The sequence below is a fragment of the Pseudomonas sp. 57B-090624 genome (assembly GCF_003234055.1).
Classification (GTDB): domain Bacteria; phylum Pseudomonadota; class Gammaproteobacteria; order Pseudomonadales; family Pseudomonadaceae; genus Metapseudomonas; species Metapseudomonas tohonis.
The window spans coordinates 57,629-83,288 of the sequence record NZ_QKRU01000028.1 but is presented as its reverse complement, the minus strand read 5'-3'; the positions used below and the strand labels follow the sequence as shown (position 1 = coordinate 83,288).

At 65.0% G+C, this 25,660-nt stretch carries 23 protein-coding genes; 20 read left to right on the top strand and 3 right to left on the bottom strand.

Translation table 11 applies throughout. The annotated features are described in order from the left end of the window. From DMX10_RS33065 to DMX10_RS15155, 6 genes are all read left to right on the top strand, one after another. Positions 1 to 241, top strand: a 241-nt coding sequence (locus tag DMX10_RS33065) for a hypothetical protein (protein WP_218281323.1), incomplete at its 5' end; no start/stop codon positions are given. Next, on the top strand, positions 242 to 1,411 hold the full coding sequence (locus DMX10_RS32505) for a hypothetical protein (RefSeq protein WP_146603016.1): 1,170 nt from the start codon (positions 242 to 244) through the stop codon (positions 1,409 to 1,411). It begins immediately after the preceding gene. Between the two features lie 1,004 nt (positions 1,412 to 2,415). Next, the gene (locus DMX10_RS15170; RefSeq protein ID WP_111261854.1) at positions 2,416 to 3,096 is read left to right on the top strand and encodes a DUF2007 domain-containing protein; all 681 of its coding nucleotides are present in this window, start codon (positions 2,416 to 2,418) and stop codon (positions 3,094 to 3,096) included. Positions 3,097 to 3,289: 193 nt separating this feature from the next. Beyond that, positions 3,290 to 4,051 (top strand): hypothetical protein, encoded by a 762-nt coding sequence (locus DMX10_RS15165; protein WP_111261853.1) that lies wholly within the window; start codon positions 3,290 to 3,292, stop codon positions 4,049 to 4,051. 245 nt (positions 4,052 to 4,296) lie between these two features. Beyond that, on the top strand, positions 4,297 to 4,860 hold the full coding sequence (locus DMX10_RS15160) for a hypothetical protein (RefSeq protein ID WP_111261852.1): 564 nt from the start codon (positions 4,297 to 4,299) through the stop codon (positions 4,858 to 4,860). Further along, positions 4,860 to 5,816 carry an acyl-CoA desaturase gene (locus DMX10_RS15155; protein ID WP_111261851.1) on the top strand — a complete coding sequence of 319 codons (957 nt, stop codon included), beginning with the start codon at positions 4,860 to 4,862 and terminating at the stop codon, positions 5,814 to 5,816. The genes DMX10_RS15160 and DMX10_RS15155 overlap by 1 nt, the downstream gene beginning before the upstream one ends. 468 nt (positions 5,817 to 6,284) lie before the next feature. On the opposite strand, the gene DMX10_RS15145 is transcribed toward DMX10_RS15155, so the two are convergent. Continuing rightward, positions 6,285 to 7,868, bottom strand: a complete 1,584-nt coding sequence (locus DMX10_RS15145; RefSeq protein ID WP_111261849.1) for a rhodanese-related sulfurtransferase — start codon at positions 7,866 to 7,868, stop codon at positions 6,285 to 6,287. Beyond that, positions 7,865 to 8,473 carry a hypothetical protein gene (locus tag DMX10_RS15140; RefSeq protein WP_021221876.1) on the bottom strand — a complete coding sequence of 203 codons (609 nt, stop codon included), beginning with the start codon at positions 8,471 to 8,473 and terminating at the stop codon, positions 7,865 to 7,867. The genes DMX10_RS15145 and DMX10_RS15140 overlap by 4 nt, the downstream gene beginning before the upstream one ends. A gap of 107 nt (positions 8,474 to 8,580) precedes the next feature. Between DMX10_RS15140 and DMX10_RS15135 the strand changes: the two genes are divergently transcribed. The 8 genes from DMX10_RS15135 to DMX10_RS15100 all read left to right on the top strand — a co-directional run bounded on the left by DMX10_RS15135 (position 8,581) and on the right by DMX10_RS15100 (position 16,620). After that, complete coding sequence (locus DMX10_RS15135) at positions 8,581 to 9,501, top strand: LysR family transcriptional regulator (protein WP_021221877.1); 921 nt, start codon at positions 8,581 to 8,583, stop codon at positions 9,499 to 9,501. Between the two features lie 187 nt (positions 9,502 to 9,688). Further along, positions 9,689 to 10,525: an ABC transporter permease gene (locus tag DMX10_RS15130; protein WP_111261848.1), complete on the top strand. Its 837-nt coding sequence runs from the start codon at positions 9,689 to 9,691 to the stop codon at positions 10,523 to 10,525. Positions 10,526 to 10,527: 2 nt separating this feature from the next. Continuing rightward, positions 10,528 to 11,289: an ABC transporter ATP-binding protein gene (locus DMX10_RS15125; protein ID WP_111261847.1), complete on the top strand. Its 762-nt coding sequence runs from the start codon at positions 10,528 to 10,530 to the stop codon at positions 11,287 to 11,289. Then, positions 11,286 to 12,485, top strand: coding sequence for an acyl-CoA dehydrogenase family protein (locus tag DMX10_RS15120; RefSeq protein WP_111261846.1), 1,200 nt, complete (start codon positions 11,286 to 11,288; stop codon positions 12,483 to 12,485). Before DMX10_RS15125 ends, DMX10_RS15120 begins: the two co-directional genes overlap by 4 nt. Next, complete coding sequence (locus DMX10_RS15115; protein WP_111261845.1) at positions 12,482 to 13,426, top strand: D-isomer specific 2-hydroxyacid dehydrogenase family protein; 945 nt, start codon at positions 12,482 to 12,484, stop codon at positions 13,424 to 13,426. Before DMX10_RS15120 ends, DMX10_RS15115 begins: the two co-directional genes overlap by 4 nt. A 28-nt stretch (positions 13,427 to 13,454) precedes the next feature. Next, entirely contained in the window at positions 13,455 to 14,288 is an 834-nt protein-coding gene (locus tag DMX10_RS15110; protein WP_074971354.1) for a class II aldolase/adducin family protein, read from the top strand. 15 nt (positions 14,289 to 14,303) lie between these two features. After that, positions 14,304 to 15,257, top strand: coding sequence for an ABC transporter substrate-binding protein (locus DMX10_RS15105; protein ID WP_111261844.1), 954 nt, complete (start codon positions 14,304 to 14,306; stop codon positions 15,255 to 15,257). Between the two features lie 154 nt (positions 15,258 to 15,411). Next, positions 15,412 to 16,620, top strand: coding sequence for a dipeptidase (locus tag DMX10_RS15100; RefSeq protein WP_111261843.1), 1,209 nt, complete (start codon positions 15,412 to 15,414; stop codon positions 16,618 to 16,620). A gap of 464 nt (positions 16,621 to 17,084) precedes the next feature. Here the strand turns inward: DMX10_RS15100 and DMX10_RS32960 are convergent, their stop codons facing one another. Then, positions 17,085 to 17,600, bottom strand: coding sequence for a hypothetical protein (locus DMX10_RS32960; protein ID WP_178082958.1), 516 nt, complete (start codon positions 17,598 to 17,600; stop codon positions 17,085 to 17,087). Between the two features lie 603 nt (positions 17,601 to 18,203). Here DMX10_RS32960 and DMX10_RS15090 point away from each other — a divergent pair. The 6 genes from DMX10_RS15090 to DMX10_RS15065 all read left to right on the top strand — a co-directional run bounded on the left by DMX10_RS15090 (position 18,204) and on the right by DMX10_RS15065 (position 25,648). Continuing rightward, on the top strand, positions 18,204 to 19,790 hold the full coding sequence (locus DMX10_RS15090) for an FAD-dependent oxidoreductase (protein WP_111261842.1): 1,587 nt from the start codon (positions 18,204 to 18,206) through the stop codon (positions 19,788 to 19,790). Between the two features lie 89 nt (positions 19,791 to 19,879). Beyond that, positions 19,880 to 20,374: a RidA family protein gene (locus tag DMX10_RS15085; RefSeq protein WP_111261841.1), complete on the top strand. Its 495-nt coding sequence runs from the start codon at positions 19,880 to 19,882 to the stop codon at positions 20,372 to 20,374. 63 nt (positions 20,375 to 20,437) lie between these two features. After that, a complete protein-coding gene (locus DMX10_RS15080) occupies positions 20,438 to 22,900 on the top strand; it encodes a TonB-dependent siderophore receptor (RefSeq protein WP_111261840.1) in 2,463 nt (820 codons plus the stop codon). Between the two features lie 2 nt (positions 22,901 to 22,902). Further along, positions 22,903 to 23,838, top strand: coding sequence for an aliphatic sulfonate ABC transporter substrate-binding protein (locus tag DMX10_RS15075; protein ID WP_178082957.1), 936 nt, complete (start codon positions 22,903 to 22,905; stop codon positions 23,836 to 23,838). A gap of 279 nt (positions 23,839 to 24,117) precedes the next feature. Beyond that, on the top strand, positions 24,118 to 24,894 hold the full coding sequence (locus tag DMX10_RS15070) for a 2OG-Fe(II) oxygenase (protein ID WP_111261838.1): 777 nt from the start codon (positions 24,118 to 24,120) through the stop codon (positions 24,892 to 24,894). Between the two features lie 4 nt (positions 24,895 to 24,898). Further along, positions 24,899 to 25,648: a tRNA-dependent cyclodipeptide synthase gene (locus DMX10_RS15065; protein ID WP_111261837.1), complete on the top strand. Its 750-nt coding sequence runs from the start codon at positions 24,899 to 24,901 to the stop codon at positions 25,646 to 25,648. Positions 25,649 to 25,660: the final 12 nt, after the last annotated feature.

The window sequence follows — 25,660 nt, the reverse complement described above, 5'->3', positions numbered from 1 at the left end:
TGGTGGACATGGGGGTGCCTATAGGGAAGCTCTTGGAGCGCTTCTTGGAGCCTCCCATCAACATCACTACACCGCCTTCGGAAGCCGGTTAGAAGTTCCCTTCATCAACCGGCTATTCCGAATACCCGAAATTGACAGCATCCTTGCAGGGCTTGGAGAAATATATAAGGGTTGCGTTTTTTTTGATTCTACGAACTCGGTTTGGAAAGAAAAGCTTTCGTTAGTATTAGAGACTTTATAGATGCTGAAAATTCTTGTTGTCGATGACTCACGGGAGCGCATCGAGCTTATCCAAAAAACACTGATGTCTCAAATTGCGTCTAAGTTTATTCAGTTGACCGTTGTCACAACAGCGGATGGCGGGCGAGAGCTATTGAGTGAGCCATTTGATTTGTTGATTTTGGATATATTGTTACCTAAGAAGCAGGGGTCTACTCCGCAGGCGTTGCACAGCATAAATTTATTGTCGGACATAAACAATCCCAAGAAACCATACATACGCCCCGGATTGATTATTGGCCTCACTGCAGATATTTCAGAGTTGAGTGTATATAAAAGTGCTTTTTTAGAGCATGCGTCCGTAGTTCTTGACGGCAGCACTAGTAACCAAGACTGGCTTGATGCGCTGCTTGCACAAGTTAATGTGCTCATCGCTGTACAGCAAAAAAAACAGCAAACGCATGCTGAAAAAATACTAATATCTGCACATGGCATACGCACATACGGGAAATGGCAGGACCAGCTAAGTCTTGAAATATCTAAGTACTCTAAGAGTTTTGAGTTTTTTGAGGTTAAGTACGGATTCTTTGATATTCTATCATTTGCAATTCCGTTCTTGCGAAATAGAAAGATCAGGATGATTTCTAATCGCGTGAAGAATATTCTCGACAATAATAAGGGTAAAGAAATTTTTATCGTTGCTCATAGCTTTGGCACACTTATTATCTCCGAGGCCCTGAAATCCGCTAGTCGCGACTCTATTGAAGCTGTGTTTCTCTGCGGTAGCCCCTTAAGCCATAATCAAGATATTGATCATGTGGTCGCTGCGTCTAAGGTCACTACCAATGAATGTGGGACTACTGATTTTATCTTGATACTGGCTCGTGTTTTATTGCTGGGGTTAGGAGATGCAGGGCGTGTAGGTTTTGCTAGGGAAACCTCGAGCAGGTTCATAAATCGATATTTCAAAGGTGGCCATAGTCTATATTTTCAAGACTTGAAAGATGAAAAAAGATTCTATGAAAAATATTGGTTGCCCACTATGATAACTGGGTGCAAGGTAGAGCATTATGACTCGCGATCTAATTTCTTCGGTGAGGACATAGTTGATTTGGCTATAAAATTTTTAACAATAGTAAAACCCCTCACGCTTTTGTGCCTGTTATTAACACCTTTTTTGTTTTTTGTTTGATGTTGTTTTGCATGATTTTCAGTCTCTAGGAAGTTGTGGTCTCGCAACTCTCGTATAAGAGAGAGGGTTTTCGCCTTTTTAGCCTCTTTCTTTATGCTATAACGGCGCTTGCTGTTTTAGTGCCTCGTGAGCAGTAGTCGCTGACCTATCACGGCGCTCATGAAAGATGATTAAAATTTCCGAGGCAGGCATTAATGTGGCAAAGGCATGCGGTGCATACGACAAACTTCAGGAGCAGTCGAAATACTTGATGTAAGTAGTTTCAGTCTGGGGTGGAAATGAGCGCATCTGGACTGCTCAATTCTCAGCTCTGAGAATGAAATTCTAATTACCGTTTAGCTGAGCTAAGGCAGGTCCTTTGCAGGCAGCTGCCTCTACTCCCGTTCAAACAAGAACCCGTGGGTCCCCATCCCACCCCAACATCTCCACCAGCCCGACTCCCAATCGAGATAGGTCTGGCATCACGCGGGTTATCGGAGCCGTCGCAGGGGCGGCGGTAGCGGTCGATGCGGGGTGACAGCAGGCCGTTTTCTCCGGTTTCCACCGGCAGACCGGCGTCAGCCCAGGCGGTGTTGCCGGCCGAGCCCTAGAAGAAGCGCTTCCAAGCCGGCCCGTCACTCAATGCTGGGTCATCGTGCGCCACCATGAAGCGCGCCAGGTCCCGTCGCGCGATCCATAGTTCCCTCTGCCAGCGCAGCGCGCCGAGACGCTGGTTCGCCCAGGCCATCAAGATGCGTCGTTGGCTGGCATCGACTTTGCGGTGATTGTCGTAAAGCGCGGGGATCACCTCATCGCTGAGCCACTAGTTCAACGCGCAATGCTCCGTGTGGTCATCACGATGCGATGCCGTGGCCGAATACCAGACGGCTTGCGTCCAAGTGCAGAAAAACCGCATCGTTAGCAGCGGCGGCGAAGCAGGGGGCATACGCATACGTGCTCCTCAAAAGGGGCGTAGGTGCCCCACTGAAAGCACCGCCTTTCGGCCTCGATAAGACAGGGACGTAATGATCACCATCGCTCGTTATTCATTAGCCATCGAAGCGCATGTCGCCCGCGCCAAACTGGAATCCGAAGGCATTCCCGCGTTTGTCGCCGATGAGCACACCATCACCGCGGACTGGCTCTACTCCAATGCCATGGGAGGCGTGCGACTGCAGGTGCCAGAAGCCTGCGTCGAACAGGCCCGCACCATACTGGCGACTGACTTCAGCGAAGACCTGGTCGCCGAGCAAGGGCACGAAGCTCCCAAGGCGAACACAAAAAAGCCCCTCAAATGGCGGTATGTCATCCTGATAGCCATCGCGGTTGGCGCGTTAGGAGGATGGATAGTGGGCATCGGGCCAGCGCCGTATCAGTCAGCATCGCTGGCCGAGCAGGCGAGGGCAGAGGTCGAGAAAATCAACACGAAGACGCCAATACAGCTCGATGAAATCACCGTGCTGACTAAGGCCACGTTCACTGACGACTACGTGATTGCTCTCGATATGACACTCCTTGATTTCGAGACCTACGAGAAGGACATCGATTTCAGCGCAATGCGTGCTTCCGTGGTTGAACAACAATGTGCTGATCAGAAAGGTGAGAACTCACCGTTGAGCAGGGGGTTAACGCTTCGATATGTTTATTCCGCAGAAAATGGTCGGTTGCTCAATAGGTTTGAAATGGATAGGCAGGACTGCCGCTAGAAATTGACATGGATTGGGTCTTCGCGATCAGCGAAGCGCCGCTTCTTTCATCGCAGTTGACTCGAAAGGCTAGTGCCTTGGAGCGGCAAGGTTCTTGTCACCCGATACGCGTTTCGATAACCACGCCCATCCAGATAAAGCCCTTTTCATCTAATGTCCTCGCATCCTCCAGATCCCTCATCAGGCCCCCATCGTGTTCAAGAAAATCAAAGGCATCCTCGGCATCCAGCCCAAACCCGCTGGTGAAAACAGCTACGGCGAGCATCTCCGTGGCGAGGCGGACGAAACCTGGCCTGAGGCACTGAACCGTTTCGAGTCGTTCTGCCGGAGCCTGCATGCGTTCTACGACGAGGAAGGGGAGACCTATGAGCTGTACTTCGACGAGTACTTCCAGGACGGCACGCTGTTCGAGTGGTCGGGCGCTGTATCCGACGAGGATCTACTGAGCGCCGAGACGCAGCATGCGTTCGCGATACCGGAGGAGCTGAAGGCGCTGTTCAGGAAGCGCTTCGCCATCTACGACGTCATTGCGGATCGTGGCCGCTGGGGCGACCGTCGCATCCTCGAGATCTATGGGCGTTCGACCTCGACCTCCTACCCGTGCCTGCACGCGTTCTGCCCGGCGATCGCCTGGAACTTCGGCGAGTACTTCGCCAGGGAAGAGTTGACGGAAGAACAGATCGCGCACCTGAGCGCCAACTACTTCTGCTTCGGTCGCTGGTCAGACGATGACCACTACTGCACCTATCTACTGGTGGACCGCCACGGCAACTACGGGCGGTTCCGCTTCCACACCGAAGACTACCCGGGCACCCTGCAGCGGCTTGAACCGCTGTTGAGCGGCAAACCCCTCGACATGACGCTGGATGCGCTGATGGTGTGGGCGATCAACAACTCGATGGAATACCTGCTCGAACGCAACGATCTGCCTAGTCCGTATGGGAAAGAGGCTTGAGACAGCAAACGGAGCAGGCGATACGGCAAGGATTCACGTGGCAGAGCGCTCATTGATCGAGTCGCTCCATGAAGCATGCACTAGGCGGGAGCCTGCTTCAGCTTCCTACCCAAATCGACACTGAAATTTCTTCTGTCCCCAGTTGATCCATACGCCCGCTGCATCAAGAATGGCGCAGCCGACGGCACAAGCTTCGTGCCCACGAAGCCCGTAAGACACGGCGAACCTGAAAGGAGTCAGGTGATATGGAAGTCGATCCGAATGCTTCGCTGAAAGAAGCCGTCGCCCAGTTCTATACCCGCCATGGCTTCCCAGTCGACGGTGGTGTCACTGCCAAGCGCTGGTCACCCGTAGGCTGCCGCGACCTCAAGGTCTATCTGCCGAATTTCGAGTGGCGCCGCCGGGCGCTGCCCCTCCATGACATTCATCACGTCCTCACCGGTTACCCATTCCGGCCAACCGGCGAGTTCGAGATGGCCGCCTGGGAATTCGCCGCAGGCCGTTACCCCAACCCACTCAGCACACTGTTCTGCCTGCCGTTGGTGGGCATGGGTGCCTGTGTCGTACCCAGGCGCAGCTTCTCGGCCTTCGTGCGCGGCAAGCACAGCCGCACGCTGTACCAGGGCTACGCCTATCCGGAGCTGCTGGAGAGGAGGGTGGCGGACGTTCGCGCCGAGATACTGCCTTCCGCCCCCGTAGCCGCGACGCCCCGGCATTACCTCGAATACCTGGCCCTGGTTGCCTGCTCGGCAAGCGTCATCGCGCTGCCGCTGCTGGGTATCGCCTTTGTCCTAGCGGAGATCTTCTGATGTCCACTCACGCAGGCGCTGCCTCCGGCGCGTTCAAGGTCAACTCCCTGGTGCTGGACAACGGCGCCAGCCCGCTGACGGGCACCATCGTCTGGGACACATGGCGGTCGCTCTGGAACAGCTTCATCTTCACCAGCGCCCTCGTGCTGGCACCGCTCTATTTCAGCTGGGGTGCTTGGCTGGTCTTCCTCACGCTCAGTGCGGCGACCCTGTGTGCGGGGCATTCGGTGGGGTTTCATCGGCGGCTGATTCACCGCAGCTTCAAGTGCTCGAAGTCCACTGAACGCTTTCTCGTGTGGATGGGGACCATCGTCGGTATCGGCGGCCCGTTCTGGACCATCCGCACCCATGACACCCGCGATTGGTCCCAGCGGCAGCCGGCCTGCCACGACTACCTTGCCCACCGCCAGGGCCTGCTCAAGGACGCCTGGTACAACCTGCACTGCAAGTTTGTGCTCGATCATCCGCCGGGCTTCAATCCGGGGCCGGAGATCGCCAACGATCGCTTCTACCAGTTCCTGGAAAAGACCTGGATGCTCCAGCAGCTTCCCATCGGCATCGCGCTTTACCTGATCGGTGGCATGCCGTGGCTGGTGTGGGGCGTGTCGGTCCGGGTTGCGGCCTGCACCACCATGCACTGGTTCATTTCCTACTTCGCTCACACCCGGGGCCCCCAGACCTGGGAGGTGGATGGCGCCGGCGTGCAGGCCCATGACGTGCCCATCGCCGCCATCCCCACCTTTGGCGAGAGCTGGCACAACAATCACCACGCATTCCCGGCGTCAGCTCGCCATGGGCTATATCCCGGTCAGATCGACCTGGGCTGGCACTTCATCCAACTGCTCCAGCGTCTTGGTTTGGCCTGGGATGTGAATGTGCCCAGCAACCTGCCGCCTCGGGAGGGGATTACGGCGTTGAAGGTGGGGGCGGAGGAGGTTATGTGCCGCAATGACTAGATGATCGGCAGCAGGTCTGTACAAAAATTAGAACTCAATCAACAGGAGAGCGGAACAAATTCCGCCACATACAAGTGCCCTTATGAAGGAAGAACCAAAGAATCCTGTGCTGGAGACCCCGTGGCACAAGTCATCTTTCCTTTTCATTATCATTTTCTTCATTTCAATCAATGGGTACGGGCTGATTGCCCTGATCGCGCTGGTCATGGCTCTGCTTAATCTGAGGCATGACAACTGGTACAGATTCCTATGGCCCTGGATCTTCGTCCTGATGTTCAGTGCTGCGGGTCTTGTAGGTTTTGCAACCCGAATTATCGCCGAGAACTACACATACGAGGCGTCAGAGCGATAAGTCTGCTTGGGAAGGTCAGAGAGAGTTGATGGGCTGCCATAGGCAGGTGGTATCCATTCCAATTAACTGACGTGAATGCCTGCTCCTGGCAGAGAGCAGGCACTCAGCGTCCTTCCTCACACCACAAAGAACCCACTCGTCCCATCCCGCCCCAACTGCTCCACCAACCCAAACTCCCAATCCAGATACGCCTGCATGGCCTCGCGCGGGTTGTCTGTGCCTTCGTACGGGCGGCGGTAGCGGTCGATGCGGGGTGACAGCAGGCCGCTTTCGCCGGCTTCAACCGGCAGGCCGGCGTCGGCCCAGGCGGTGTTGCCGCCGTCGAGCAGGAAGGCGGGTTTGCCGGTGATGGTCGCTACTTCGTCCACGGCGAAGCGGGCCAGCAGGCCGCTGCCGCAGGTGAGCACGTAGCGTTCGTCCTTCGGAGCTGTGGCGAGGGCTTCGCGCAGTTGGGCGCGCAGCACCCAGCGGGCGCCGGGGATGTGGCGTTTGACGTGGTTGGCGCTGGCGGTGAAGTCCAGCACCGCCGTGTCGCCATGCTCCAGCCAGGTGGCCAGGGTCTGTGGGGCGATGGCTTCGACCTGGGGCAGGGGGGGCAGGGCGGGGCGCCAGGCGCCGCTCTCGCTGAAGTCCGCTGCCGTGAGCCCATCGAGCACATGCACCTCCCAACCCAGTTGCGCCAGCCAGGAGCCGGTCATGTTGGCGCGGGTGCCGTCGGCGTCGGCCAGGACGATGCGCGCGCCGCGCACGCTGGCGTAGTGGTCGGTCTCCTGCACCAGTTGGCCGCCGGCGACCCAGCGGGCGCCGGGCAGGTGGCCGGTGCGGTATTCCTCTTCGGTGCGCACGTCGAACAGGTAGGTGGTGCGGCCGGCCTCGGTGCGCCATTCGCTTAGCTGCGTGAGGCTGGCGCGTTGTACGCCGGCCTTGTCGGCTACGGCGCGGGCTGCCTGCGCGGCCTGCTCGCGGGTTTCAATGCTGACCTCGGTGAAGCGGCGCTGCTGGCCGTGCTCCAGCGTCTGCCCGGCCAGGGTCCAGCCGATGGTGCCGTTGCGCAGGGCGGCTACCGGGTTGGGGATGCCGGCGTTCACCAGGGATTGGGTGCCGATGATGCTGCGGGTGCGACCGGCGCAGTTGACGATCACCCGGGTGCTCGGGTCCGGCGCCAGTTCACGCACGCGCAGCACCAGTTCGGCGCCGGGCACGCTGATGGAGCCGGGGATGTTCATGGTCTGGTATTCGTCGAAGCGGCGGGCGTCGAGCACCACCACGTCGGCCTTGGCGTCCAGCAGCGCCTTCACCTCTTCGGCGGCGAGGGAGGGCGTGTGGCGCTGGCTTTCCACCAGTTCGCCGAAGGCCTTGCTGGGCACGTTGACATCGCGGAACAGCTCGCCGCCGGCCTCGCGCCAGCCGGCGAGGCCGCCCTCCAGCAGGGCCACGTCGCTGTAGCCGAGTTGCAGCAGGCGCTCGGCGGCGCGTTCGGCCAGGCCTTCGCCGTCGTCGTAGAGGGTCACGGCGGTGTCGCGGCGGGGCACGCGGTCGAGCACTTCCAGCTCGAGCTTGGAGAGCGGGATATTGGCGGCGAACAGCGGGTGCGCCTCGGCGAAGGGGGCCTCCTCGCGCAGGTCGATGAGGGCGACTTCCTCGTGGGCGAGGAGGGCGGAGCGGATGTCGGCAAAACGGCGAAGGGGGATACGACTCATGGCGCCAGGCTCTCTTTCGACAGGTCCCAGATATTGGGCAGGTGGAGGTTGGAATAACCGGAGATGAAGGGCTTCTCGACGCCGCCCTCGGCATAGACGGCGCGGCGCACCGCGCCGATGTTGGCGCCGTACACGTGGATGCTGATGGAGGTGCGGTTCTCGAAGGCGTTGCGCACCTGGTGGATGTCGCCCACCCGGGGCGACACGGCAACCACATCGCCCGGCTGCAGGGATTCGGCCGCGCCTTCGGGCCGCAGGCTGCCGTCGGCGTTGCGGGCGAAGCCCTGGCTGAGTTCGGCGCCGCGCAGCATGCCGATCAGCCCCCAGGTGCGGTGGTCGTGCACCGGGGTGGACTGGCCGGGGCCCCAGACGAAGCTGACGATGGAGAAGGCCTGGCGCGAGTCGGCGTGCAGCAGGTACTGCTGGTAGCGCTCCGGGCTGGGCTGGGCGTAGGCGTCCGGCAGCCAGTCGTCGGTGCTCACCAGGTCGCGCAGCAGCGCGGCGCCCTGGTCGAGTATCCGTGGCTCGTCCGGTGCCTGGGCGAGGAGGTCGGCGAGGTCGACGATGAAGCCGCGTAGCCGTCCGAGGTTGGGCGTTTGAGACATGGTTCCCTCGATGTCCGTGAGTGCGCAGCGGTAACCGCTACCGTGCCGGGGTAAAAGATATTATTCTTCTTGCGTATTCTTCCAGCCATTTATTATGCTAATAAAGAATGAAGATAGATGATATTGATGCATTCGTGGCCGTCATCCGCAGCCAGTCGATCAGCCAGGCGGCGGAGTCCCTGCAGCTCACCCAGCCGGCCATCACCCGGCGCGTGCAGAACTTCGAGGAGGCCCTCGGCGTCAGCCTGCTGGACCGCAACACCAAGCCGCTGAAGCCCACGCCCATGGGCATGCGCGTGTACGAGCAATGCCGCTCGGTGCTGCGCGAGATGGACGCCCTGCGCGAACTGGTGCTGAGCGATTCCTCCCCCAGCGGCGTGCTGCGCCTGGGCGTGCCGCAGACGGTGGGCGACGTGGTGCTGCTGGACGCCCTCAGCCAGCTCAAGACCCTCTATCCGGACCTGCAGACCCAGGTCTCCACCGGCTGGGGCAGCCACCTGCTGGGCAAGATGGAGAACGGCGAGCTGGACGCCGTGGCCGCGCTGTTCCCGGCGGGCAAGGTGTTCCCCGAAGGCATCGTCGGGCGCTCCCTGGCGCGCATGGACCTGGTGGTGGTCGCGGCCAAGGGCGAGGTGCGCAAGCGCTCCTGCAAGCTCGCCGACTGCTACCAGCGCGGCTGGGTGCTGAACCCCGATGGCTGCGGCTTCCGCGCCGGCCTGCAACGTGCCCTAAGCGACGAGGGGCTGTCGCTGCGCATCAACCTTGAGACCTTCGGCACCGAGCTGCAGCTGGGGCTGATCGCCAATGGCCTGGGCTTCGGCCTGGTGCCGCGCCCGCTGCTGGAGAACAGCCGCCACCGCGAGCGCCTGGAGGTGGTGCCGGTGAGCGACTTCAAGCCGGTGATCGACCTGTGGCTGATCCACCCGCGCTTCCTCGGCAACCTCCAGGCGCCGGTGGCGCTGTTCGGCGAGACCGTGGCCCAGCGCGTGGCGCACCAGGCGGAGGAGGGGGCTGCGGCAGGCTCATAACCAAAGCATCTTGCATGTAACTGCATTGGTTAGATGCGCGATTTGTATATTAGATTAGAACCAGATCGAATTTCACTGCGGTTTTTTAGATGGATAGCATGTGGGTCAAGCCAGGCTGCAGCGGGCTCGATCCAACCTCCCGCCTGCGGCCCCCGACCATTGGAAAGGCCCCGAGCGAGGAGAAGGAATGTCCCGGCGAAGCAACGCCCTGGTGCCCCCGGGCACCGCACTGACGGCCCTGCTGGCGCCCCTGCGCTGGAAGGGCTGGAGCAACCTCGGCCTGCGCCTGGTCAGCCCGCTGGTGTTGCTCCTGCTCTGGGAGCTGGCCTCCCGCACGGGCCTGCTGCCGGCGCGCATCATCGCCGCGCCCAGCGCCATCGGCGACACCCTCTGGCAGATGATCGCCAGTGGCGAGCTGGCCGGGCACCTCTGGGTGTCCCTCAAGCGCGCCCTCAGCGGGCTGGCCATAGGCGTCTCCCTCGGCACGGTGCTGGCCCTGCTGGCCGGCCTGTCGCGCCGCGGCGAGCTGATCATCGATTCCCCCGTGCATATGCTGCGCACGCTGCCGTTCCTGGCCATCGTGCCGCTGTTCATCCTCTGGTTCGGCGTGGGTGAGACACCGAAGATCGCCCTGATCGCCCTCGGCACCACCTTCCCGGTCTACCTCACGCTGTTCTCCGGCATCCGCGGCGTCGATCCCAAGCTGGTGGAAGCCGGGCGCCTGTTCGGCCTCAGCCGCCTGGAACTGGTGGTCCACGTCATTCTGCCCGGCGCCTTGCCATCCTTCTTCGTCGGCCTGCGCTATGCCTTCGGCATCAGCTGGCTGGGCCTGGTGGTGGTGGAGCAGATCAACGCCAGCGCCGGCCTCGGCTACCTGGTCAACGACGCCCGCGACTTCATGCGCACCGACGTGATCGTCATCTGCCTCATCGTCTACAGCGTGCTGGGCCTGTCCATCGACGCCCTGGTGCGCCTGCTCGAACGCCTGGCCCTGGCCTGGCGCCCCACCTTCATAAGGAACTGACCATGGATGTTGCGCTGCAACGCCTGCGCCCGCCGGTGCGCGTGCGCGGGCTGACCCGTCGCTTCGCCGGCCAGACGGTGCTCGACGGCCTCGACCTGGAGCTGGGCGCCGGCGAATTCGTCGCCCTGCTGGGGCGCAGCGGCTCGGGCAAGACCACGCTGCTGCGCGCCCTGGCCGGGCTGGACGCGGTGGACGGCGGCACGCTGGAGGTGCCCGAGGCCCATGCGGCGGTGTTCCAGGAGCCCCGGCTGATGCCCTGGAAGCGCGCCTGGCGCAACGTCGCCCTCGGCCTGCGCGGCGCCAACCCGCAGACCCGCGCCCTGGCCGCCTTGCAGGAGGTGGGGCTGGGCCATCGCCTCGACGCCTGGCCCGGCACCCTGTCCGGCGGCGAGGCGCAGCGCGTGGCCCTGGCCCGCGCCCTGGTGCGCGAGCCGGAGTTGCTGCTGCTGGACGAGCCCTTCGCCGCGCTGGACGCCCTGACCCGCATCCGCATGCACCAGCTGATCATCGAGCTGTGGCGCACCCACCAGCCCTCGGTGCTGCTGGTCACCCACGACGTCGACGAGGCCGTGCTGCTGGCCGATCGCGTCGTCGTGCTGGAGGCCGGGCGCATCGCCGAGCAGATCCCCGTGCGCCTGCCGCGGCCGCGGGAGGTCGCCAGCCGCGGCTTCCAGGAGCTGCGCCAGCACCTGCTCACCCTGCTCGGCGTCGAAGCGCCGGCCAGCCCCTTCGTCCACACCCTCGCACGGACCGCCCAACGATGAGCCTCGACCTGAAAACCGCCAAGGAGACGGCCCGCGTGCCCGACCTCGATTCCCCGGCCTTCGCCGACCTGCTGGCCCAGCTCAGCGACGAGTTCGCCGCCAGCGCCGCCCATTACGACCGCCACGGCGAATTCCCCCATGCCAACCTGCATCGCCTGCACGAGCACGGCCTCATCGCCCTCACCGTGCCGCGTCGCCTCGGCGGCAGCGAGGCCAGCCTGGCCCAGGCGCGCCGGGTGATCGCCGCCGTGGCGCGGGGCGAGCCGTCCACCGCCCTGGTGCTGGTGATGCAGTACTTGCAGCACGCGCGCCTGCAGGCCAACCAGGCCTGGCCCGAGCACCTGCGCCTGCGCCTGGCCCGCGAGGCGGTGGAAGAGGGCGCGCTGATCAACGCCCTGCGCGTGGAGCCGGACCTGGGCACCCCCGCCCGTGGCGGCCTGCCGGGCACCATCGCCCGGCGCGTGCCCGAGGGCTGGCGCATCAGCGGGCGGAAGATCTACTCCACCGGCATTCCCGGGCTCACCTGGCTGTCTGTGTGGGCGCGCAGCGACGAAGCCGAGCCCCGCGTCGGCACCTGGCTGGTGCACCGCGACACGCCGGGCATCCGCATCGAGGAAACCTGGGACCACCTGGGCATGCGCGCCACCTGCAGCCACGACGTGGTCTTCGACGACGTCCTGGTGCCCGACGAATACGCCGTGGACATCCTCCCCGCCAGCCAGCCGCGCCCCTCGGAGTTGGACTCCAGCGGCGTGCTCTGGCTCGCCGTGCTGCTCTCCAGCATCTACGACGGCGTCGCCCGCGCCGCCCGGGACTGGCTGGTGGGCTGGCTGGCCGAGCGCACGCCGGCCAACCTCGGCGCGCCGCTCTCCAGCCTGCCGCGCTTCCAGGAACTGGTGGGGCGCATCGACGCGCTGCTGCTGTCCAACCGCGTGCTGCTCGACGCCGCCGCCGAAGGCCGCATTCCCGCCAGCGAGGCGACCCAGGTCAAGTACCTGGTCACCACCCAGGCCATCGCCGCCGTGGAGCTGGGCGTGGAAGCCATCGGCAACCCGGCCCTTGCCCGGGGCAACCCCCTGGAGCGGCACTACCGCGATGTGCTCTGCAGCCGCATCCACACCCCGCAGAACGACGCCATCCTCGGCGCCGCCGGCCGCACCGCCTTCGCCTTGCCCAGTCGGGGCGGGCAGGCATGAGCCGGGCGCGCATCGCCAGCCAACTGGACGGCACCTTCAACGACCTGCTGCGCGCGCGCCTGCCGGGCGTGGAGGTGCTGGACCTGCCTCGTGGGGTGCCCAGCACGCTGCCGACGGACATACAGGTGCTGCTCGCCGCGCCCTACGCCGATTGGCGCAACGCCGCCGAGCCGCCCCCAGGCTGGCCCTTCGGCCTGAGGTTCGTGCAACTGGCGAGTTCGGGGCTGGATGTCTTCCCGTCCTGGCTGTTCGACGGCCCGCCGGTGGCCAGCGCCCGGGGCGCCACCGCCAGCAGCATCGCCGAGTTCGCCCTGGCGGCCATCTTCGCCGCCGCCAAGCAGTTGCCCGGGCTGTGGATCGACAGCGCCGACGCCTGGCGGCAACGCCCGCTGGCGTCCTTGGCCGGCAGCACCCTCGGCCTCTACGGTTTCGGCAGCATCGCCCGGGACCTGGCGCGCAAGGCCCTGGCGCTGGACATGCAGGTGCTCGCCCTGCGCCGTTCACCCCAGCCCTTCGGCCTGGACGGCGTGCAGCGCGCCGGCGACATCCATGAACTCTTCGCCCGTGCCGACCACCTGGTGCTGGCCGCGCCGGCCACCCACGAGACGCGCCATGTGGTGAACCGCCAGACCCTGGCCTCGGCGCGCCCCGGCCTGCACCTGATCAACGTCGCGCGCGGCGCCCTGGTGGACCAGGCTGCACTGCTGCAAGCCCTGGACGACGGGCGCCTGGCCCTGGCCAGCCTCGATGTCACCGACCCCGAGCCGCTGCCGGCCGGGCACCCGTTCTACAGCCATCCCCGTGTACGGCTGAGCCCCCACACCTCGGCCAACACGCCGCAGGTGTACCGCAACCTCGCCGCGCTGCTGGCGCGCAACCTCGAACGTTTCCACAGCGGGCAACCGCTGGAGAACCTGGTGCAGGCCACGCGTGGCTACTGAGCCCGCCGGCCCTTCAAGGAGAAACCGCATGACCGCCAGGCTGACCGGCCTCACCGGCACCCCGCAACCCACGGCCTACTCGCTGCCCCGCGACGGCCACACCGTATTCCGCTGGCAGGAGCCGCCGCAGCAGCCCACGGTCGAGGCCGAGCGCCTGCTGCGCAAGCAGCGCCTGGCCGGCTCCTTCCGCCTGTTCGCCCGCCACGGCTTCGACATGGGCGGCGCCGGGCACATCACCGTGCGCGACCCGGAGTTTCCCGACCACTTCTGGGTCAACCCGGTGGGCGTGTACTTCGGCCATATCCGCGTCTCCGACCTGCTGCTGGTCAATCCCCACGGCGAGATCGTCGAAGGGCAGGGCGCACTCAACCTCGCCGCCTTCGCCATCCACGCCGCATTGCATGAGGCGCGCCCGGACGTGGTCGCCGCCGCCCACGCCCATTCGCTCTATGGCAAGGCCTGGTCCAGCCTCGGGCGCCTGCTCGACCCGCTGACCCAGGACGCCTGCGCCTTCCACGGCAAGCACGCGCTGTTCGACAACTTCACCGGCGTGGTGCTGGAAGCCAGCGAGGGCGCACGCATCGCCGCCACCCTGGGGCCGAGCAACGTCGCGCTGATCCTGCAGAACCACGGCCTGCTCACCGTCGGCCGCACCGTGGAGGCAGCCGTCTGGCGCTTCATCGCCCTGGACAACGCCGCCCACGCCCAGCTGCTGGCCGAGGCCGCCGGCACGCCCCGGCCCATTCCCCCGGCCGTGGCCGAACACACCGCGCGCCAGGTGGGCACCGAATTCGGCGGCTGGTTCAGCTTCCAGCCCTACTGGGACCGCCTGTTGCGCGACGAGCCCGACTTCCTCGACTGATTGCAAGGAGCCCCCATGAACCGCCGTCACTTCCTCCAGTATTCCGCCCTGGCCGGGCTCGCCTGCGCGTTGCCCACGGCCTTCGCCCGGGACTGGAACGGCATCGGCCTGAACGTGGCCACCTACAAGGGCGCGGCGCCCACCTTCTTCGACGAGGCGGGCATCGAGCGCCCGCCCTACACGGTGAAGTACGCCGAGTTCAACGGCGGCAACCTCGGCTTCGAGGCGCTGATCAGCGGCACCCTGGACCTGGCGCCCATGAGCGAGATCCCGCCCATCTTCGGCATCAGGAACCAGGCGCCGGTGAAGCTCATCGCCGTGCTCACCGGCGACGTCAACAACCAGGCCTTCGTGGTGCCCAAGGGCTCGGCCATGCAGTCCCTGGCGGAGCTGCCGGGCAAGCGCGTGGGCTACATCCGCTCCACCTCCTCGCACTACATGCTGCTGCGCGCGCTCAAGGAGCAGGGTCTGACCCTGGCCGACATCCAGCCCTTCGCGCTGACGCCCCAGGACGGTTTCGCCGCCTTCCAGAACGGCAACCTGGATGTCTGGGTGACCTTCGGCTACTTCATCCAGCTCGCCGAACTGCGCAGCGGCGCGCGGGTGCTGCGCACGGGGCAGGGGTATCTCTCCGGCAACTACGTGATCGCCGCCAACCAGCGCGCCATCGACGACCCGGGCAAGCGCGCCGCCATCGAGGACTACGTCCAGCGCGAGTACCGTAGCTGGCAATGGGTGCAGCACAACCCGGAGGCCTGGGCGGCCAAGAGCGAGAAGATCCTCGGCATCCCCCGCGAGGTCTTCCTCGCCCAGTACAAGGCCCAGAGCGGGCCCCGCGTGCTGCAGGCGGTGGACGACGCCGCCGTGCGCTCCCAGCAGGCCGTGGCCGACACCTTCTTCGAGGCCGGTGTGCTGCCACAGCGGCTGGATGTGGCGCCGTTGTGGGATCGGAGCTTCCGCTGGGGCTGATGGGCTCGCTGTTTTTCAATGGGTATCCGCATGTGCGGGGATGGCGTGGGGTGCGTACGGCCTTCCCCACAACCGTCACCCTCGCGAACGCGGGGGCCTACTGGACCAAGCCGGGTTTCACCCGACCTACGATTGCCCGCAAGGACACGGCCCCATGCACCTCAAGCCAACCCTGATCGCCCTGGCACTGCTCACCGGCAGCGCCCAGGCTGCCGACGTCCCGCCCGCTATCCGCGCCCTCCACGAGCGGCTGCTGGTGCTCGACAGCCACCTCGACACCCCCATGCAACTGGCGCGGCCCGGCTGGGACATCAGCCAGCGCCACCGCTACGCCGACGACCTGTCCCAGGTCGACCTGCCGCGCATGCGCGAGGGCGGGCTGGATGGCGGCTTCTTCGCCGTGTTCACGCCCCAGGGCCCGCGCACGGCGGAAGGGCACACCCTGGCCAGCGAGCACGGATTGGCGGTGATCACCCGCATCCGCGACATGGTCGCCGCGCGGCCCGATGAGCTCGCCCTGGCCACGCGGGCGGAGGAGGTGCCCGGCATCGTCGCCTCCGGCCGCCGCGTGGTGCTGATCAGCATGGAGAACGCCGAGCCCCTGGCCGCCGACCCGGGCCGTCTGGCCACCTACCGGCGCCTGGGGCTGCGCATGCTCGGCCTGGTGCACGCGCAGAACAATTCATTCGCCGACTCGGCCACCGCGCTGCCGGAATGGCACGGCCTCAGCCCGGCCGGGCGCGAACTGGTGGGGGAGGCCAACCGGCTGGGGATTCTCATCGATGTGTCCCATGCCTCCGACGCGGTGTTCGACCAGGTGCTGGCGCTGTCCCGCGCCCCGGTCATCGCCTCGCACTCCGGCGCCCGCGCCATCGGCCCGCACCCGCGCAACCTCGACGACGCGCGGCTGCGCAGGCTCGCGGAAAAGGGCGGCGTGATACAGGTCAACAGCTTCCCCAGCGACCTGGTCCCCCGGCCGCCAAACCCCGAGCGGGACAAGGTCCTCGGCCCGCTCTACCGCGAGTTCCGCCTGGCCGCCAGCCTCTCCCCGGAACAGGTGGCCGACCTCGCCCGACGCATCCGCGAGGCCGATGCCCGCTACCCGTTGCCGCCCACGCGCCTGGACGACTTCATGGCGCACCTGCTGCACATCCTCGACGTGGTCGGCCCGCAACACGTCGGCATCGGCGCCGACTGGGACGGTGGCGGCGGCGTGGAAGGCCTGCGCGACGTCAGCGACCTGCCACGCATCAGCCAACGCCTGCTCGCCGCCGGCTACAGCGAGCAGGACCTCGCCGCGATCTGGGGCGGCAACCTGCTGCGGGTGTTGGCGGCAGCGGAAGCAAACGCCGCCTCGAAGTAGCCCGGGCTTCAACCTGGGAACGAAGCCTGTGGCATCCCCGGACTGAAGTCCGGGCTACGGCGCCGAGCGCAGCGAGGCCCAACGCAGTGATCGCCGACACCGCTATTTGTCAGGGCGGTCCGTCTTGGGTGCTGCAGCGATCGCCATGCTGATCGCATACCCAGGTGATGTATTGCGCCCAGAGCCGTCTGTATGGATTCTCTGGACTCATGCTGCCCATTGCCGGAAGAACATGGTTGTGCAGAGCACCGACCCAGAAGGATGGGGTCTTGTAATCAAGAAGGGCCATTGGGAAGACTGCGAAAGGTATTGCGGGTAGCAGCACTGCGGCCGCAGTAGTCACATAGGCTGCTATGCGCAGCGAGACTTTCCTTTTCATCTGTTCTCCATGTCCCCGATATCCCCGGATTGAAGTCGGGGCTAAAAAAGATGGGTGCTCGTCGGAAGACTGGTGAGGCGCAGGGTCAATGAACCTCGTACCTTGGCAGCACGTTCATGTTGTAGGTCGCGGTAAAACTATGCCCCGTGTCATTCCTGCGGATCAGAACCAGGGCGTAGCCCGCATCACCCTCGGGCGCCGGCAGCCAAATTATCGAAGCCTCCCGGTAGCCATCGTCCGTACCTCTCCAGTCGTCCTTGGCAATCAGTTCACTTAGCCGGAACCATCTACCGCTTTCCCTGGCAAACAGATAGGACAGGGTGTTCATGTGCGCGGTGTGCGTAACCAACTCGGAGCAGGCCATCTCGAATTCGAGAGCTTCCTCCGAACTCCAGCTGACTATGCCCTCTGCCCAGTGATCCTTTCCCAGTTCATAGCTGAGGGTGGTGAAACCATCGGGATGCTCCACGAATCCGGGTTGTTTCTTGAGCGTTTCTGCCGAGCGCTCCGCGTCCTCTCGAGAGGCATACGCGCCAATGATTCGATGGTCTCGAATCCCGTCTGATGATTCACAGATGTGCATGAGCAGATAGATATGCATGGTCCTGGTCATAAGCTTTGGTGATTGGCTGAAACGGCGATCGTAACCACTGCGGTTGGAGTGCGCCCAGTGCGTCTGCAAGGTTGGAGTGGACGGTAGCCCGGGCTTCAGCTCGGGAACGAAGCCTGTGGCATCCCCGGACTGAAGTCCGGGCTACGGACCGTAGGTTGGCGCCGAGCGTAGCGAGGCCCAACGCAGTGATCGCCGACACCGCAACGTTGGGCTTCGTGCCTCAGCCCAACCTACGGTGGTGCCATGCCCTTCGCGAGCAGAGCTCGCTCCTACGATCGCCATCCCATTTCCCCCTTCGCTCGCGCCAACACCGCGTCGCCCGTGCCTTGGGGTACGTGGGCATGATGTTTCAAGATGATTATGCGTTTCGCGCAATATGCAGATTGATAAAAATGAAACATTTTAATATTTGCATATGCTCAAAATGTATTTCTCTTATCAAATTCCGCCCCATAGGATGGCTCCACATAGAGCGATTTCGAAGCTCTTGGATGTGAATCTATAACCGGATGCGATATCCGGGTGCAGCCAGGGAAGGGCGCCATCGGGCGAGCCGTGCCTGGTGGAAGGGAATCAAGGAGAGTGCCTGCAATGCCTTTGACCAGACGACAGCTCATCGCCCGCATCGGTGCCGTTGGGGGCTACCGCGCCGCCATGGCGGCCATGGGTGTGCTCGGGGTGATGAGCCCGGCCACGGGTGCCAGCCAGGAGACCTACGCGGCGCTGCAACCGGCCAGCAGCCTGGGGCAGGGTGCCAGCGTCACCGTGGTCGGCGCCGGTATCGGCGGGCTGGTGGCGGCCTACGAGCTGCGCAAGGCGGGGTTCACCGTGACCCTGCTGGAGGCCCGCGAGCGGGTCGGCGGGCGCAACTGGACGCTGCGCCGTGGCGATCGCGTCGAGTACACCGACGGCACCACCCAGGTCGCCGAGTTCGACGAAGGCTTCTACTTCAACGCCGGCCCCGCGCGCCTGCCCAGCCACCACCAGCTGATGCTCGGCTACTGCCGCGAGCTGGGCGTGGAGCTGGAGGTGCTGGTCAACACCAGCCGCAACGCCCTGGTGCGCCCGGACTTGTCCGCGCCGCCGATGCAGATCCGCCAGGCGGTGAACGACAGCCGTGGCCACATCGCCGAGCTGCTGGCCAAGGCGGTCAACCGCCAGGCCCTGGACCAGGAGCTGAACGCAGCCGACCGGCAGAACCTGCTGGGTTTCCTCAAGACCTGGGGTGACCTGTCGGAGAAGCTCGACTACCTCGGCTCGGCGCGCTCCGGCTACAAGGTCTGGCCTGGTGCCGGCGACCAGGTGGCGCAGAAGAACGAGCCGCTGCCGCTGCGCACGCTGCTCAACCCGGCCCTGGGCACGGCGCTGATGATCGACGAATACCCGGAGTTCTCGCCCACCATGTTCCAGCCGGTGGGCGGCATGGACCGCATCCCGGCGGCCTTCCAGCGCCACCTGCAGCCGTCCCTGCGCCTGGGTGCGGAGGTGCGCTCCATCCGCAACCACGAGGACCGCGTGGAGATCGGCTACCGCGACCGCCGCAGCGGCCGCGAGCAGCAGGTGACCAGCGACTACGCGGTGATCGCGCTGCCGCTGCCGCTGCTGGCGAAGGTCGACAGCAACTTCACCGCGCCGGTGCGCCAGGCGATCTCGGCGGTGCAGTTCGGCTACGCCAACAAGGTGGCCTGGCAGTCGCGGCGCTTCTGGGAGACCGACTACCAGATCTACGGCGGGCTTTCCTTCATCAACCAGGAAGCCTCCGGGCTCTGGTACCCCAGCGGTGGCTTCAACCAGGCCGAGGGCATCCTCATTGCCGCGTACAACAACGGCGAGGTGGCGCGCAAATTCGGCGACAAGACCATCGACGAGCAGATCGCCCTGTCGCGCCAGGCCGTGGAGCTGCTGCACCCCGGCCACGGGCAAGACCTGCGCAAGCCACTGGCTATCGCCTGGAACCGCATTCCCCACAGCCTCGGCCCCTGGATCAGCCACGAGGTGGCGGAGCCGGACTACGGCCTGCTCAACCAGGCCCAGGGCCGCGTGCACCTGACCAGCGACGGCCTCGCCCACAGCGGCGTGGGCATCTGGCAGGAGGCCGCCGCCGGCGCTGCCCGGCGCGTGGTGCGGAACATCTTCGAGCGTGCGCAAGGCACGTCGCAACACCGGCAAACGGCCTGAACCACGCCGCGCCGCATCCATAACCAGATCCACCTGCCAGGTAGCGGACCTCCGAGGCTGGCGCCAACACAGACCTTGGAGCTTTCGCGATGCCTTTCAAACATGCCCTTCTGGGGTTGGGGGTCCTTTTCGCCACCGTCGGCCAGGCCGCGGAGATCGAGCGGGTGCCCTCGACCTATCCCAACTCGCCGATCCTGCAGTCGGCGACCCTGCCGCCGGGCACGGCGCTGACCTTCGTCTCCGGCATCCTCCCGGACCCGGCCGACCCCAAGGCCGCCAAGGATGACCTGCGCGCCGCCGGCGACACCGAGGCGCAGACCGTCGCCGTGCTGCGCAAGGTGGAGGCCGCCCTGGCCCCGCGCGGCCTCGGCCTGGGCGATGTGGTGCAACTGCGGGTGTACCTGGTGGGCGACCCGAAACTGGACGGGCGCATGGACTTCGAGGGCCTGCAGCGCGGCTTCCGGCAGTTCTTCGGCAGCGAGAAGCAGCCGCTGAAGCCGACCCGCACCACGGTGCAGGTGGCCGGCCTGGTGCTGCCCGGCGCGCTGATCGAAGTCGAGGCGATGGCCGCCAAGGCCCGCTGACCCAATCCCCCACAGATCGAGCCAGATGCGGCCGGGTTGCGGTCGCCTACAGGAAGTCCCGTGATGCGTAACGCCTTCAGCAAGACCTTCTCGCTTTCCCCCCTCAGCGCCGCGCTGCTCCTCGCCCTGGGCGGCGAGGCGCTGGCCGCCAGCGACCCGACCCTGTCCACCGTGGTGGTGACCGGCGTGCGCGGCAGCCAGCAGCGCACCGTGACCGACAGCCCCGCGCCGGTGGACGTGATCTCCGGCGAGCAGTTGAAGACCAGCGGCCAGAACGGCCTCAAGGACATGCTCACGCGCCTGCTGCCGTCCTTCAACGCACCCACCATCAACGGCGGCGGCACCGCCTTCCTGGTGCGCGGCATCAGCATGCGCGGCCTGGGCGGTGACCAGGTGCTGATCCTGGTGAACGGCAAGCGCCGCCACAACACCGCGATGATCAACAACAACGCCCGGGTCGGCACCGCCGCCGTGCCGGTGGACCTGGACCTGATCCCCACCGCCGCCATCGAGCGCATCGAGGTGCTGCGCGACGGCGCCGCCGCCCAGTACGGCTCCGACGCCATCGCCGGGGTGATCAACATCATCCTCAAGAAGGACGCCGAGGGGATCACTTCGGACAGCTCCCTCGGCCAGTACTACAGCGGCGACGGCACCACCGGCCACGAGGCCGCCAACTTCGGTTTCGGCCTGGGGGAGGGCGGCTTCTTCAACCTTTCCTTCGACGCCAAGGTGCAGGAGCCCTACGACCGCGCCGGCGCCGTGCGCGGCAACTTCGGCACCCTGGAGAACGGCCAGCCGGACCCGCGCATCACCCAGCGCCACGGCTGGGGCGAGGAGTACGGCCTGGGCCGTGACCGCACCTACAGCAGCGCCTACAACCTGGAGCTGCCCCTGGGCGAGGACCTCAAGCTCTACTCCTTCTCCACCCTCAGCTACCGCGACGGCAAGAAGGTGCTCGGCCACCGCGCGCCCACCGACATCACCGCCACCAACTGGCTGGCCAACCAGCCGTACCCCAAGGGCGGCCAGGCCACCCGCGAGGTGAACGAGACGGACTACCAGTTCCTCGCCGGGCTCAAGGGCCTGGCCGCCGACTGGGACTGGGACCTCTCCACCAGCTACGGCCGCGACAAGGCCAAGCTCTACACCGACAACAACCTCAACCTCTCCAACGGGCCGGATTTCAGCCAGCGGCGTTTCCACCTGACTGACGAGATCTTCGACCAGTGGACCACCAACCTGGACCTGACCCGCGCGCTGGACATCGGCCTGGACAGCCCCCTGGAAACCTCCGCCGGCATCGAATACCGCTGGGAGAAGTACGAACTCACCGAGGGCGAGCCCAACTCCTACAACTACGGCAACTACGTGATTCCCAGCGGCAGCCTGGCCGGGCGCCGACCCGACCCGGGCCTGTTCTCGGTCAACGGCACCACCCCCGAGGACGCCGGCGACATGATCCGCCACAGCGGCGCCGCCTATGTGGACTTCGGCCTCAACGTCACCCCGCAGTGGTACAACGCCTTCGCCCTGCGCTACGAGCGCTACAACCAGGACATCGGCGAGACCCTCAGCGGCAAGTTCACCACCCGCTACGAGTTCGCCCCGGGCTACGCGGTGCGGGCGGCGGTGAGCAACGGCTTCCGCGCGCCGTCCCTGGCGCAGAACGTGTTCTCCTCCACCAGCTCGGTCACTATCTTCGGTGCCGGCGGCTCCACCACCACCGCGCGCACCAAGCAGATGCGCCCCGGCTCGCCGGAAGCCATCGCCCTCGGTGCCAAGGCCCTGGAACCGGAAACCTCGCGCAACTACAGCCTGGGCTTCACCGCCGAGCCCACCGACCGCCTGCGCCTGACCGCCGACTTCTACCTGATCGACATCGACGACCGCATCCTGCAGACCGGCGTGCTCACCGGCCCGGCGGTGTCGGCGATCCTGGTGGCCAACGGCCTGTCGCCGAACCTCTCCGGCCAGTACTTCGCCAACGCCGCCGACACCCGCACCAAGGGCGTCGACCTGGTGGCCGAGTACCGCCAGCCGCTGGACGAATACGGCACCGTGCGCTGGAGCCTGGCCTACAACCGCAACAAGACCACCATCCGCGACCTGGCCGAGACGCCGTCCGAGCTGTCCAGCCTGGGTTCCGGCTACGTGCTGTTCGACCGCCAGCAGCAGACCGACCTGACCAAGGCCACGCCCAAGGACAAGTGGATCCTCAACACCAACTACAAGGTGGACGACTGGACCCTGAACCTGACGCTGACCCGCTACGGCGAGTACACCGAGGGCTCGAACATCCCGGCCAACGACCGTACCTACAGCGCCAAGTGGATCACCGACATCGACGTCGCCTACGACGTCACCCAGAACCTCACCGTGGCCCTGGGCGCCAACAACCTGTTCGACGAATACCCGGACAGCATCGGCATCGTGCCCTGGGCCGGCACCTACGAGTACGGCATGTTCTCCCCGTACGGGCTGGGTGGCGGCTACTACTACGGCCGCGTGAGCCTGGCGTTCTGATGATGGGCAAGGGCCGTTTGCTGGCGGGCCTGCTGTGCCTGGCGCTGGGGGCTGCCCCTGTGCTGGGCGCCGAGGCGCTGCGCGTGTCGAGCCAGAAAAACTCGCTGCAGGTGCTGCTGCAGGCCGCCGGCGAACTGGAGTCGGTGCCGTACCCCATCGAGTTCGCCGCCTTCGGCGCGGCGGCGCCCACGGCCGAGGCCCTGAGCGCCGGCGCGGTGGATGTCGGCACCCTGGGCGTCGCGCCCTTCGTCTTCGCCGCCTCGGCCGGTGCCGGGTTGAAGACGGTGGGCGTGGTGCGCCTGAAGGTCACGCCCACGGCGGTAGCCATCGTCGTGCCCGAGGGTTCGCCGCTCACCGATGCCGCGTCCCTGGTGGGCACGCGCATCACCACCACGCGCGGCTCCATCGGCCATTACCTGGCGCTGGCGGCGTTGCGCTCGGTGGGCCGCAGCGGGCGCGATGCGACGTTCGTGTTCCTGCAGCCGGGGGAGTCCCGCAGCCTGCTGGCCAACGGCGGGGCGGATGCCTGGGCCACCTGGGACCCGTACACCAGCATGGTGCAGCTGGAAGGCGGCACGCGGGTGCTGGTCAGCGGGGAAGGGCTGTTCGCCGGCAACATGCTGCTGGTGGCCAACCCGGCGGCGATCCGCGACAAGCCAGAGCAACTGCGGGACTTCCTCCAGCGCGTCGCCCGCGCCTGGGAATGGGCCAACGCCCATGTCGAGGCCTTCTCGGCGATCCAGGCGCGCCAGAGCGGCCTGCCGCTGGAGGTGCACCTGCGCTCCAACCGTTATTCGCAACCCAGGCGGGTGGACGTGGACGAGGCCCTGGTGCAGGACCTCGCCGACACCGCCCGGCTGTACCGGGACGAGGGCGTGATCGGCCCGGGATTCGAAGCCGAAACCCAGGTGGATCGACAGTTCAACAATGCCCGATAAGTTTGCCGCGATCGCATTTCAAGTTGCTGTTTCCCGCAACTTTGAACTGTAACTTTCATGATCTTCATGCGAGGCGTTAATAGTTGTTCGGGTTGATTTGAAATAACCCCGTATTAATTGGAAACAAAGTTTGGATGCTAGAGAAAATCGATATTTCACAAGCCTTTGGCGCTTGTTGAATATGCAAGTCAGGTGATCGTCCGATCACGCGCACATAACAGGCAGGGACGCCTGCCGTTAATCCGAACGACAACTTCCATGGATACGCAAGGAGTCTTCATGCTGACCATTACCACGGTCGAAGAACTGACCGCAGCGCATATACACGATGTTATCCACGCCCGCACTTACGGGATTCTCATAAAAGGCTTCGCTTCGGCCGATACCGTGGCCCTGGCGCTCGACCGCCTGAGCCGCCACGAGCTGCGCGGCGCCTTCAGCGAGCAGACCGAATTCGTGCGCCTGGGCAAGGCCTATATCGAGATCGGCGACGAGGCCAGCCGGGTCGACTACCACGCCCAGGCCATCACCAATATCCGCAAGATCCGCAGCGTGTTCAGCCCGTTGGCATCGCCCATCGACGAGCTGCGCCTGCTGCTCGACGAGGTCTGGCCCAAGGGCGCGCGGCTGCTGGATGTGAACGGCGAGAAGTGCTTCGTCGGCATCGCCCGCTTCCAGGGCAACGGCGTCGACCTCACCCCGCACACCGACAACCTGGAACGCAACGCGCCCCAGGACCACGAGCCGAAGCTGCTGACCCAGCTCTCCACCAACATCTACCTGCAGATACCCGAGGACGGCGGCGAGCTGGAGATCTGGGGCATCCACCCCGACGAGATCGAGTACGACCGCCTGCGCGGCGAGCGCGCCTATGGCATCGAGCGCCACCTGCTGCCGCCGCCGGACCTGGTGATCAAGCCCGAGCCCGGCGAGCTGATCTTCCTCAACCCCCGGCTGATCCACGCGGTGCGCCCCTCGGCCACCGCCACCCGGGTCACCCTCGGCGTATTCATCGGCTATTTCGGCGACGACCAGCCCCTTGCCTACTGGAGCTAAAGACATGAGCGATGTGGAAGCGATCAACCTCAAGGCCTATTTCAACAAGGGCGGCGAAGAACTGGACTTCACCGGCAAGCGCTGTGTGCTGGCGGTGAGCGTGGGCCAGGAGTACCACGAGGAGCAGAAGCTCAGTTCCACCGTGCACCTGATCAACAAGTCCGGCTTCAGCCGGGTGAAGGTGGTGGTGGCCGACACCCTGCAACGCCACAACAAGCACGGCAAATCGCCGGGCGAGGCGCTTTCCGCCTCGATCCGCGACGGCGACGCCTGGCTGGCGCGCAACCGCAAGTACCTGGCCGGCCTGGAGGCGCCGGTGACCATCAGCCGCTGGAACCAGGAGCTGGCCTCCGACCGCTACGCGGAGCTGCGCCAGCAGGTGGACCAGCTCTACCGCGAGAGCGAGGACCTGCGCGGCGCCATCGAGGCCACCATCGGCGTGTTCATCGAGCGCCTGCGATTGCGCGACCCGGACGCCGACGTCGAGCGCGCGGCCGCCCAGTGCCGCGAGTACATCCTGGAGGAGGTGCCGATCATCCTCCCGCTGTGGGCGGAGGAGGGCTACGACTACGTGATCTACCCGCAGCAGATGACCAATGCCATGGCCACCGCCCGGCGCCTGCTGATCGAGCCCCACGCGCCGGACCGGGTGCACTGGCTGCCGCTGAAGTTCAAGAAGCGCGGCATCCCGATCCCCTTCACCCTGCCGGGCGCCGTGCACCCGGCCTGGGCGGGGAGTGCGATTGCGATCTGAGGGCCAGGTCAT